Annotated in this window: 9 protein-coding genes and 1 tRNA gene; 8 read left to right on the forward strand and 2 right to left on the reverse strand. The window is 38.4% G+C overall.

Annotated features, from left to right (window positions below):
• Positions 1-7: 7 nt before the first annotated feature.
• Positions 8-81, reverse strand: a tRNA-Ile gene (locus RHAB15C_RS02285).
• 159 nt (positions 82-240) lie between these two features.
• Here RHAB15C_RS02285 and RHAB15C_RS02290 point away from each other — a divergent pair.
• Positions 241-1,455, forward strand: a complete 1,215-nt coding sequence (locus RHAB15C_RS02290; protein WP_194844910.1) for a DUF1207 domain-containing protein — start codon at positions 241-243, stop codon at positions 1,453-1,455.
• Here the strand turns inward: RHAB15C_RS02290 and RHAB15C_RS02295 are convergent.
• Positions 1,452-3,572: an LOG family protein gene (locus tag RHAB15C_RS02295; RefSeq protein ID WP_194844911.1), complete on the reverse strand. Its 2,121-nt coding sequence runs from the start codon at positions 3,570-3,572 to the stop codon at positions 1,452-1,454. The genes RHAB15C_RS02290 and RHAB15C_RS02295 overlap by 4 nt on opposite strands.
• 124 nt (positions 3,573-3,696) lie before the next feature.
• On the opposite strand from RHAB15C_RS02295, the gene RHAB15C_RS02300 reads away from it, so the two are divergent.
• The 7 genes from RHAB15C_RS02300 (at position 3,697) to RHAB15C_RS07315 (ending at position 11,382) form a co-directional block, all read left to right on the forward strand.
• Entirely contained in the window at positions 3,697-4,581 is an 885-nt protein-coding gene (locus RHAB15C_RS02300) for an MYG1 family protein (RefSeq protein ID WP_350339545.1), read from the forward strand.
• Positions 4,562-4,897, forward strand: a complete 336-nt coding sequence (locus RHAB15C_RS02305) for an HIT domain-containing protein (RefSeq protein WP_194844913.1) — start codon at positions 4,562-4,564, stop codon at positions 4,895-4,897. The genes RHAB15C_RS02300 and RHAB15C_RS02305 overlap by 20 nt, the downstream gene beginning before the upstream one ends.
• Complete coding sequence (locus RHAB15C_RS02310) at positions 4,894-6,621, forward strand: HEAT repeat domain-containing protein (protein ID WP_194844914.1); 1,728 nt, start codon at positions 4,894-4,896, stop codon at positions 6,619-6,621. The genes RHAB15C_RS02305 and RHAB15C_RS02310 overlap by 4 nt, the downstream gene beginning before the upstream one ends.
• A 61-nt stretch (positions 6,622-6,682) precedes the next feature.
• Positions 6,683-7,906: an amino acid permease gene (locus tag RHAB15C_RS02315; RefSeq protein ID WP_194844915.1), complete on the forward strand. Its 1,224-nt coding sequence runs from the start codon at positions 6,683-6,685 to the stop codon at positions 7,904-7,906.
• 161 nt (positions 7,907-8,067) lie between these two features.
• Complete coding sequence (locus RHAB15C_RS02320; RefSeq protein ID WP_194844916.1) at positions 8,068-8,607, forward strand: hypothetical protein; 540 nt, start codon at positions 8,068-8,070, stop codon at positions 8,605-8,607.
• Between the two features lie 176 nt (positions 8,608-8,783).
• Positions 8,784-9,800 carry a patatin-like phospholipase family protein gene (locus tag RHAB15C_RS02325; RefSeq protein WP_194844917.1) on the forward strand — a complete coding sequence of 339 codons (1,017 nt, stop codon included), beginning with the start codon at positions 8,784-8,786 and terminating at the stop codon, positions 9,798-9,800.
• A 310-nt stretch (positions 9,801-10,110) separates the two neighbouring features.
• Positions 10,111-11,382, forward strand: a complete 1,272-nt coding sequence (locus RHAB15C_RS07315) for a hypothetical protein (RefSeq protein WP_220716068.1) — start codon at positions 10,111-10,113, stop codon at positions 11,380-11,382.
• Positions 11,383-11,431 lie beyond the last annotated feature (49 nt).

An 11,431-nucleotide genomic window follows, 5' to 3' on the forward strand; every position in this document is an offset into this window, starting at 1 on the left:
GAAGAAGTGGGGCAACCTGGACTTGAACCAGGGACCGACGGGTTATGAGTCCGCTGCTCTAACCAACTGAGCTATTGCCCCTAAAAAGGCCTGAATGATAGCCAAAATTTGGCTAACATTGCAAGGATTTTATAGGTTTACAGGGAAAATCTAGATAGGCTATTTAAAATATAAAATCTGAAGTTTGCATAGAAACAGAAAATTCGCTATACAAAAGTCTTTTGGAGTATGATTTGATTTATGAAATTACGGCGTTTGGGACTAATTAGCTCTGCATTGACTTGTTTTTCTCTGCAAGCATCGGAAGAAAAAGAAGAGATGGTTGCGATCAAAATAGATAAAATTAGAACAGATATCTTAACACGAACGGATAATTTATTAATTGATACTTTTGCTGATGCCACAGATCCTTATTTAGAAGGATACATTCAAGCATTAATCGATGTGCATTATTATGAGTATCAAGTTGTTGTCATTGTTAAAAACCATAAGGTTTATCTAGCAAATCTGCCTAATAATGATCTTTTGTCAGAAAGTATCATCTCTTTTGTAGATGATCTACCAGGTGTAGAGTCTGTAGAGGTTGCAGATCTATCAGAAGCAGAGGAAGAAGCTAGAGAAGCTTATGTAGAACAACCCCGTTTAAATGGAATTTGGTTTCCTCAGTCTACTGTTTTATTTGCTCCTTTGATAGCGAACCCAAGGCAACCGGTTAATTCCGTAGCAGTTCGTTGGGGAGATAGAGTAATCGGTCATGATGTTGCAGCTATTTCTCTAGGAGATGATTTCCCGATTTTTCGTTGGCTGAATGTCTTTCGTTGTGAAGGAGACTTGCAAATCGGTATAGAAGCGGGTATTTGGTCTGTATTTAACTATTCTGATTCTTTAGGTCATGGTAGGGGATGGTGTGAGCTAATCAATACCGATTATCTTGTGGGAATTCCTTTGACATATGCTTTGAACAGTTGGTCTTTTCGTTTAAGAATCTACCATGTCTCTTCTCATTTGGGAGATGAGTTTTTATGCAATCACTCTGAGTTTTTAAAACACAGAAGAAACCCTAGCATGGAAGCAATTGATTTTTTCAGCTCCTATCAAGTTTCTAGTCATTTGCGTCTATATTTTGGACCCGGGGTCGTTCTACATAGCGATCCCTCTTTTAATATGAAAACGCTATATGTCCAATACGGGGCGGAATTAAGGGTTTTTGGTAGTAAATTGTATTACCATCTTTTATATGGAACACCATTTTTTGCTATCCATGTAGAAAACTGGCAAGTCAGAGATTGGAATTTTGATGTAAGTATGAAGTTAGGATACGAAATTAGTAAGTTACAAGGAGTAGGTCGTAAGATGCGTATTTATGTGGAATATCATGACGGCTACTCTTATGAAGGACAGTTTTTTAAAAAACGCACCGAATACGGTGGAATAGGGCTTTCTTGGGGCTTCTAAGTCATGCTTACAAAACCATCAGGACTAGGTGGATATTCTGAACCAATAGGCAATGTACCTGAAAAGTATTGTTCATATATTTTAAGTCCTTGAGTAGCATTTTGTATGCAGTAAAAGCAATTGCTGACCCATTCAGACTTTTTAATGGTACCTAGTTTTAAGTTTGATTGAAAACGAGAGGTGATTTTTTGCTTCCAGAAATGAGAATCTCCGAATAAAAGAACAGGTGTGGGTGCAATAGAGCCTACTTTTCTTCTGACTTCTTCTAAACATTGTTCAAAGTCAGTTCCAAACCCTCCCGGTAAGATGATCGGAAAATCTAGATTAAATTCCGCTTGCCTTTCCACAAGGTGATCTAAGCGATAGGTCATTTTCGCTTCAATGTAGGCGTTTTGTTTTTGCTCTTGGATATTGAGATTATTACTATTGCGAAAGTCCACAAGATTTGCGCAGGATAAAATACCAATCCGTTCAGCTACTCTATTTCCCACTTCCATAATACCAGGGCCTCCTCCAGTTACTAAAGCAATAGGAGTATTTGCATTTAAAAGAGGGTGATTTAGAAAAGAGCGCATTTGTATTAAGCCTTTTAATAAAGAGCTTAACTCCTCTTCAAAAGCGCCAGTAACTAGAGTAGACCCATATATGCCAAATGTCGTAGATCTAATAAATGCATTAACAAGTGGCTGAGGAACGAACATACCTGAATCTTTTCCTGGTTTTGGAGTATATTGTAGCACCTTGTTTGTCGCATCATCTACCCAATAAACTGGGATACCAAAGCTGGCAAGGTCAAGCAACAGGGATCTATCTTCATGAGAAAAGAAATTCCCATAAGCTAAAGAAGGTGTTTTAAAGAAGATGCCTTTTAAGCAACGTTGAACGGAGTTGCTTAAGAGCATTCTTTTCATTAAAGGAGAGGGGAAGTAACGGGTTAACAAAATACCTTGGCTGGTAATTAAGCCATCTTCAATATATTTTAAAAAGAGATAACAGGCCTGCTGTTCAATATAGTTCTGCACTAGAAAGGCCTGTTCAGAAGGATGAAAAAGTCCTGGAAAAGGGTTTTTATGAGTATCTCTTACAATCCAATCTTTGGGTTTTAGATTTAATAACTGTTCCCCTTTAACGATAAAAACAGCAGCTCGATGGGAAGAAGGGGTAGGCGCGGTTTTAAAAGCTTGAAAAAGTTTAGAAGAATCTTCTAAGCAATCTTGCAGTTGATCGCGATCGGTAAAAAACACATGTTCGCGGTGTGGCTCTAAAGTGTAAAATTCAATGGGGATAATCGATACATCTTCTTGAGAAGAGCCGAATAACTCGTATACATCGCCAGATGCTGTTGTATCTGGCTCTAGAACATCTGCGGTTGTGTGTGTAACTGCTTGAGGTAAAAGTTTATTTACCACCTTGCCAAATGCTGTACGTATGTGAAGAGGGGCTGTTCGAACCAGTAGAATTTGATTTTCTTGTACTTGTCGCTTAGCACCAGCCATCCAAGTTTGATCAAGCTGGATGAGTGTTCGCAAGCGAAAAGAAGAGTGCATGAGAGCTTTTGATAAAGTGGGGAGCAGTCCTAAGATCGCTTTTTCATCGTAACTAAGAACGCCGTTTTGCAATGGTAAAAAGGCTACTGTACGACCATCAATTTTTTCTAATAGCAGCTCATCTCTTCCTTTAGGACCACTTAAAGAAAGTAAAGGCCTCCCTTTACGGTCACTGCGCCCAAACATGCGCATCAGGTAATCAGGATCGCGAACTCTTCGTCTGGGATCAGCAGCAAATAGTTTTCCTATATAAGATCCTTGCTGGATAAAATCAAACAAAGCAATAGCAATTTTTCCATAGGCTTGTAGTTGCACTTTTGCTATAGCAAAAGCGTTTTTTTCCTGTAGATCTATTTCTTGTAAAACAGCATTAAGCCCCAACTGTGCTAGCGTGCTTTTTAGGTTAAAGGTAATATGAACAGGATCAATTCGAAATCCTACAAATGCAGGAGAAATATTTTGGATCTGGATCTCTACATTAAGCAGTTCTGAAGAAGGTCTATTCATTTTTGTTACTAGGCCATCTGGAGTAACAAGATCGTAATGATGTGCTAAAAGATAACTTTCCATGAAAAAAAGGCCTCATGCTTTTTTTTTAGTGAAGCAGATTTTAGGCTTTAATCGGTAGTTCTTTTGCAGTTCTTGAGAATTAATTTTGCTAGTGATACATTTAGAATTTGCTTTATTGATGCTGATTATGATTAAAAAAAGTATTGGAATTCATGATGGGACCTTTCATGCTGACGAGGTAACCGCTTGTGCTTTGCTTGTTCTGTTTGACTTGGCAGATGAAACCAAGATTGTGCGCACTCGCAATCTACAAAAACTGGCTTTGTGTGAATATGTCTGTGATGTGGGAGGTATATACGATCCTTTTTCCAAACGCTTTGATCATCATCAAATAGATTATAAGGGAGAGTTGAGCAGTGCGGGAATGGTTTTACTGTATTTACTAGATCAAAAAAAACTATGTAGAGCGGTCTATGATTTTTTAAACAGCTCTTTAATAGCAGGAGTAGATGCGCATGACAATGGCAAAATAACTCCAGAATTTGGTGTTTGTAATTTTTCTCAAGTAATTAGCAATTTTGTGCCGGTTGTTTACGATGCTCATGCGCAAGACCTTGCTTTTCATGAGGCATTTAGCTTTGTAAAAGGACATTTAAAGCGACTTTTAGAAAGATTTTGCTATATCCAGGTGTGTCGTGAAAAAGTGGCTCAGGCAATGACACTTAATCAAAAATATCTTTTCTTCGAAGAAGCAATGCCTTGGATGGAATCTTTTTTTGAGTTAGGAGGAGAAAAGCATCCCGCACTCTTTGTAATTATGCCTTCTCTTGGACATTGGAAATTGCGGGGCATTCCTCCTTGTATGGAAAAACGTATGCAAGTGCGGCTTTCACTTCCAGAAGAATGGGCTGGTCTTTTAGAAGAGGATTTAAAAAAAGCATCCTCTATTTCGGGGGCTATTTTTTGTCATAAGGGAAGGTTTATTTCCGTTTGGGAGACTAAAGAGGATGCTTTTAAAGCATTGGAGTATATATTAAAACGGTCTTATTATGAGCACAATATTTGCTAAAATCATTCGGAAAGAACTACCTGCAACCGTTGTGTTTGAAAATAAACGTATCTTAGCCATTGAAGACTTGCATCCTATAGCTCCCATTCACATTCTCATTATGCCAAAAAAGGAAATCCCTAATTTTCAATCGATAGCTTCTGAGGACTGGTCATTAATTCAGGAGATTTTTTCTCTAGCACAAGACTTAGCTAAAAAATATCATATAGAAGAAGGATATCGACTTTCGACAAATAATGGAGAAAGAGCTGGCCAAACCATTTTTCATCTTCATTTTCATTTAATTGGAGGAAGAAGATTGGGTCTTCTAGCATGATGCGCTATCTCATTTTCTTTCTTCTATTTTCTTCTGTTTCTTTTGCTCTTACAGAAGAAAAACTAGAGAAACGCATATATTCTCATCTATTGATAGGCGATGATTTACAGGCGATTCAAGAGGCCAAAAAAGCCATAGAATTCTTTCCTGACTCTCTTATTTTACACAAGGCTCTACTCTACGCTTTGTGTCAATTTGGTAGTGAGATGCAAGCGTGGGATCAATGGTGTTACCTTTGTCCTTCCGTGCAAGATTATAAAAAAGAAAGGCATTTGATCGAAATGCTTAGTTGGAGCGCTCTTAACAAAGGACAATCTGCAACGCAGATTTCTGTGCGCTTTAATACTTTGATTGGGGCTACTTTAACAAAAGATTCTAAAGCTATTCCGATGTTGCTCAAAGGAATGAGAGATTCTAATGCCCTACTGCGCTCTAGTGCCATTAAGCTATGTACTCAGTTCAAAGATGAGGTTTTTAAAGAAGAGTTAATCGCTTTGCTTAAACGGGAAAAAGTTTGGTATGTTCGATTAGAAGCGATTCGAGCTGTTGGAGTTTTACGAATCCATGAGCTTATAGAGCCTCTGCAAGCAATTATTGAAGATCCTTACAGCTTGGTAGAAGAAAAAACAGCAGCTATGATAGCTATAGTGGAAATGTCCGATCAAATCAGCCGACAAAAATTAGAAGGCTTAATTACGCAATCCAAATCTCTTTTACGTCAATTGGGAGCAGAAATTATTGCTCATTTTGAAAGGATTCAAGATAGTGATCTTTTATTGCGGTTATTACATGATTCTTCAGCAGAGGTACGTGTATCAGCATTAAATGCTCTGGCTCTTCTGCGTGTCAAATGCATTGAAAAAAAATCTATCCAAAATATAGTAGAGGTTTGTGTAAAAGACTCTTCTCCACTCGTAGCCATTACCGCAGGATATTTATTATTAATCAATCAAGAAAAAGCGGGTGAGACCACTCTTGGCTATTGGTTGCAATCAGAGAATCTTAAGTGGCAGCGTTTGGCAGCAGCAGCTATTGCTGCAAGTGGAAGATTTGGTGTAGATTTAGCTTTTAAAAGTATCCATAAAGCAAAAGATCCTTATGTGCGTTTGAATTTATGCATAGGGTTAATCGGGCAACGTGCACATACAACTATTGCCTCTGATACAATTTTTTCTATTATGTCTCAAAAATCAGGTTTGTGGATGTGGGATAAACAAACCCATTCCTTATTTTCTCCGATCATTCCAAGCGATGTAACTCATATAGAAACCATTCCTAATTACCCTCAGATAGTTGATCAGTTGGCTCGGCTAGATATCTTATCCATTTTGCATTTTGTCCAGTACCCAAAAGCATTGCAACTCACGAAGGATTTTTTGCAAAAAAAAGATTGGAGCCTTACAGCAGCAGCAGCAGTTCTGCTTCAAGAAGGAGATGAAAAATCGGGTGAGCTTGTAGGTTCTCTACTCGATGATCCAGATGAAAAAGTGCGTATGCAGGCGGCTTTGGTTTTAGGACTGATGTATCGCGATCCAGTAGCTGTAGATGTTTTGCAAAAGGTCTACTCAAATGTAGATCAAAGAATAAAAATTACTATTTTAGAAGCTCTTGCGCAGATTGGAGATGTTAGCTCTATTCCTTTTCTATTAGAGATTTTAAAAGAACCTTTTCAGACTCTGCGTATTGTTGCAGCATCTGCACTTATTCAATGTTTATACCGCTAATATATTTGCTTTGTTTAATGCAAAGTATTACATTAGATCAAATTTTATCTCATTTTATTTTATGACTATAACTACATCTTCTTATCTTGTATCTAAAGGGCGCTTGCTGTCAGCTGCTTTTTTAATTTCTGGAACTTGTGTGGGCGGAGGGATGTTAGCTTTGCCTGTAGAAACCTCTCAAATGGGTTTTTTTCCTTCTTTGCTGGTTATGGCTTTGACTTGGGTTTTTATGACAATATCGGGGTTATTGCTTGTAGAGGCAAATCTTTGGATGCCAGAAGGTGCTCATATAATGACTATAGCCTCGCACTTACTAGGAAAAATAGGTAAATGGTTTTGTGTAGTTCTTTATTTATTCATGGCTTATGCCTCTTTAATTGCCTATAACAGCGGAGGAGCCGTCATTTTAACTAGGGGCATAAAGACTTTTTTTAGTACTAGTATGACTTATGGCTCTGGCTGTCTGTTGTTTGGGTTGCTGTTTGGAGTTTTGATTTATTTAGGTACTAAAAAAATTAGTAGAATAAATGTTTTGCTAATGGCTGGTATGATTCTATCTTACATAGGGTTAGTTGGTTTTGGGTTTAAAGAAGTGAGTGTGCATCGTTTGATCCAACAACAATGGGCTTCTTTAGGAAGAGCGTTTCCTCTACTTTTAGCCACTTTCAGTTATCAAATGATTATCCCTACACTCACTCCCTATTTGCATCGGGATCCTAAAAGTTTGCGCTTTGCGATCCTTTTGGGAACAACAATTCCTTTTTGTGCTTATGCTATTTGGCAATGGATTGTTCTTGGCAGTGTTCCTTTGGAAGGATCTGATGGGCTGCAAGAGGCTTTTGCTAAAGGCCAAGCAGCTACAGAAGCTCTCTATGCTATTGTTTCTAATCCCTATTTTATTACTCTAGCTGAAAGTTTTGCCTTCTTTGCTTTAGTTACTTCTTATTTAGGGATAGCTCTTGGGTTATTTGACTTTTTACGAGATAGTTTGAAACTACAACAACAGATCTCACATAAACTCTATATTGGGGCGCTGGTGATTCTTCCTGTAATCTTTTTTGCAACAGCTTTCTCCAATGCTTTTGTATTGTCTTTAGAGATTTCTGGAGGCTTTGGTGATGCGCTGCTTAGTGGAGTTATCCCTGCATTAATGGTTTGGATAGGTCGCTATCATAAGAATTTAACCGGTAATTATCGGGTAGCTGGAGGAAAAGGGTTGTTAGTAGCTATATTTTCGTGCTCTATGTATATCCTAATTGTTCAATGGGTTAAATTGATAAAGTAAAGGCTTTCTAAATGTTCTTGGTGAGATACTTTAATGTAAGGGTTTTTAGTCTACTTCATATAGGCAGCTGGAAATTGGAACGATCTTGAAACTAATTCATATTTTTCATTACACTTTCTGCCGTAACAAGAAGGGCATAAACTGCTACGGAGGGTTATATAATGGAAATTGATAATTATATTGACTCATTAAATTTCTCCAATGAGCTAGCTAATATAAATCAGATGCTTTCAAGCGCCCAAAGTCATGTCACTTTCTGGGGAGAGAGAGTAGTTACAGTAGTTGGCTATGAAGGCTCAACTTCATTAGATAAGCTACTGAAAAAAGTTTTATGTTCTAGTGGACAACGCTCTTATTTTGATGATTTATCAACCCAAGAACGAATTGCAGGAATAGAAATTACGAATAAGCTAAAAAGCTTTTATGAAATTACTGATGTTAAGATTAGTCAAAAAAATCGCTTTACGAGATTCTCAAACACAGTCACAGAATTTATGATCTGTTCCTTTCCTTGTCCTTTTCATCTTGATGCTCTACACGCAGTAGAAGGTTACTTTCTAGGATACAGCAAAGATAGCTTTATTCAAGAGTTTGGAGAGATTAAAACATTTGACCGTTATGAGAACTCTGATGGATCTTTTGGTTCTCCATTGCGAATAAAGGCTTGTGAAACTGCGATTCGAGCAAAGTTGGTTGGTTAATATTTTAAATAATGAAAAATTAAAGCTTCATTTTTTAGGTTTTTTGGTTAGAAACTAGCTCTAAAAACCTTGTAATTTAGCTTGTCTTAACTGTTAAGAAAATAATATGAGATAGAAAGCTCTAACAATGGTTGTTAGCAAATAAATCACAAAATTGCACAAGATCGAGGTCACAAATGATGAATAGTAAAAGAGAAAAAATACTCATTCTTGTTATGCAAGGAGGAGGAACAAGAGGAATTCTTCAGGCAAAGTTTCTCGAACTTCTAGAAAAAGAGATGAATACTTCGACTTTTGAGTTATTTGATTTTTTTAGTGGGATAAGTATTGGAGGCATTCATGCATTAATGATTGCTGTGAATAGGTCAAATGCATCAGAGATTTTCAATCTTTATAGTAAAAGGACTATATCAAAAGTTTTTTCGAAAAATTCCTGGTTTTTTCTTCCGATGATTTTATCTCCTAAATATAAAGGGAAGGGAAAGCTATCCGTGCTTAAGGATCTTTTTAGCGATAAAACGCTTTCTTTAGCGAAAAAACCAGTGCTTGTAAGTGCATATGACTTTATCCATGCTTTCTCTTATTTTTTCTCTACGTTTACCCAAAATCCCATAACCCTTCAAACCCGTGTAGCTGATATTGCTGATGCAACAAGCGCAGCACCTACTTACTTTCCACCAACGTATAGTGTGCCTGCGAATACTTTTTTTCTAGATGGAGGATTAATCGCTTCCAACCCCGCAGTTTCTGCCTTAATAGAGGCAATAAAAGCCGGTTATGCAATAGAAAACATCAAAATATTATCTTTAGGTACAGGTAAAGATAAAAGTGAGAGTATTGCATTCGGGAAAAAAAGTCAAAAGTGGGGAGCTGTACAATGGTTTACAAAAGGAAGGTTAATGGAAAAAATATTCGATGCACCTGCCAATGCATCTGTTCATCAATCTCGTATTTTGTTAAAAGAGAATTTTCTTCACATCCCATTTGAATTAGATACGGACTCTTTCCCTTTAGACGAGGTAAATCAAGTTGCTCTTCAAAAATTAGTTAAGATTTCTGAAAACCAATTTCTGATTTCCAGAGAGTCTGTGAAAAAATTCCTAAAATGGGAAGAAGAACCAGCAAAGGTTGATTCTTTATGCAAACAGGAAGAACAGGTAAAGGCTGATTCCTTGTGTGCGGATCCTCAATAAGATAATTTAAACCTAACATTTTTTGAAGGAAAGCGAATCTCTTGGTCAATAAACCAAGAGGTTTCCCTCTTTTTAGAGGGATTAGACCTTTCAAGTATGCGCAGTCCATGCATTTTCTATGCAGAAGTTTACTAGTTTCTCTCTCTTTGTTTCAAGATGAATAAGTTATAAATGATTTTAAGTTTTTATACGAAAATAACAATAAATTATTTATATAATATATTCAGGTAAGAAAGTGATTTTCGTGTAACTTTGGAACACAAGGTTTTTACAAATAAATTCTAAATCGCAGTTAAGGAAGGGTTAGGTCATGGAATACATTAAATTTTTGCTCACATCTTTAACGTTATTAACATATCCATTATATGCGGCACAAAATTTAGTTGTTAACGTACCAGGGGATAATGCATCTAGTGCAGCTGGTACTTTTACTTTTGGCAGTTCTACATCATCATCGGGGGATCTTCGTGGTTGTCTGAATTACATCAATACACAAACCATATCTACAACTGATACTTTTAATATCACATTCAATGTTCCAAGTAGCAGCAAAACCATTTCATTGAGTCAATCGCTTCCTATAGTTAACCTTGTAAATACGAATACAGTAACTATTAATGGTATCAATAATGGAGATCAGATCGTAATTAATGGGAATAATTTGTATAGAGGATTCTTTATTAGGCAAGGGAATGTCAAATTAGAAAATATCACTTTAAGCAATACATCTGCTACCAGCAATGATGGAGGCATCAACGGAGGAGGAGGAGGAATGGGAGCAGGGGGAGGTATTTTTAACGACGAAGCGGATCTTACCATAAATAATGTTACATTTAACAGCTGTACTGCGCTAGGAGGTTCAAGAGAAGGAGGTCTTGCCCTAGGCTCTGGCGGAGGAGGAGGAATGGGAGAGAAAGGAGGAACAAGAGGTAGGTCTCGGACTTTAAGTGGTGGAGGTGGAGGATTAGGAGGTGATGGAGGTACTGGTGGAACAAGTAGCATAGAGGACTTGGGAATAAACGGTGGTGGCGGTGGCGGTGGCGGAGCTTTAGGAAGAGGAGGCAATGGAGGTGTTGGAGATGAAGTGGCTAATGGCGGTAGTGGCGGTGGTGGTGGTGTTGGTGTAAGCTCTTCCGGAGGAACTGGCGGAACAGGTAATGGAAATGGAATAGCAGGAGGGGCCGGAGGTGTAGTTAAAGGCTTACGAATTGGTGGAGGAGGTGGTGGTGGTGGTTCTGGTACGGGTACTGGAAGAAACGGAGGAGGCGTAGGCTGTGCACCTAGCTCCCCAGGAGGAGGAGGAGGAGCAGGCACCGGATCACCAGCGTGTTCAGCAGGCTCTACAGAAACAGGAGGCTCAGGTGGTATATTTGGAGGAGGAGGAGGGGTGGTAGAATTGGAAGTGGAGAAGGAGGTATGGGCGGAAATGGTGGCATTGGCGGCGGAGGTGGAGGTGGAGCTACATCCATTGGTGGTGGACAAAAGGGAGGGGATGGTGGCTATGGTGGGGGAGGTGGATCCCCGGGAGGAAATGGTGGTTTTGGTGGCGGAGGTGGAGGCTCAGGAGAAAAATCTAATATAGGAGGAGGAAATGGCGGATTTGGCGGAGGTGGAGGTGGAGGTAGTAGAGT

This window comes from Candidatus Rhabdochlamydia porcellionis, assembly GCF_015356815.2.
Classification (GTDB): domain Bacteria; phylum Chlamydiota; class Chlamydiia; order Chlamydiales; family Rhabdochlamydiaceae; genus Rhabdochlamydia; species Rhabdochlamydia porcellionis.

What these genes read in the sequence shown, in the direction of transcription:
- RHAB15C_RS02290 (WP_194844910.1), top strand. Translation starts at nt 241, where the DNA reads ATGAAATTACGGCGTTTGGGACTAATTAGCTCTGCATTGACTTGTTTT.
- RHAB15C_RS02295 (WP_194844911.1), bottom strand. Translation starts at nt 3,572, where the DNA reads ATGGAAAGTTATCTTTTAGCACATCATTACGATCTTGTTACTCCAGAT.
- RHAB15C_RS02305 (WP_194844913.1), top strand. Translation starts at nt 4,562, where the DNA reads ATGAGCACAATATTTGCTAAAATCATTCGGAAAGAACTACCTGCAACC.
- RHAB15C_RS02310 (WP_194844914.1), top strand. Translation starts at nt 4,894, where the DNA reads ATGATGCGCTATCTCATTTTCTTTCTTCTATTTTCTTCTGTTTCTTTT.
- RHAB15C_RS02315 (WP_194844915.1), top strand. Translation starts at nt 6,683, where the DNA reads ATGACTATAACTACATCTTCTTATCTTGTATCTAAAGGGCGCTTGCTG.
- RHAB15C_RS02320 (WP_194844916.1), top strand. Translation starts at nt 8,068, where the DNA reads ATGGAAATTGATAATTATATTGACTCATTAAATTTCTCCAATGAGCTA.
- RHAB15C_RS02325 (WP_194844917.1), top strand. Translation starts at nt 8,784, where the DNA reads ATGATGAATAGTAAAAGAGAAAAAATACTCATTCTTGTTATGCAAGGA.
- RHAB15C_RS07315 (WP_220716068.1), top strand. Translation starts at nt 10,111, where the DNA reads ATGGAATACATTAAATTTTTGCTCACATCTTTAACGTTATTAACATAT.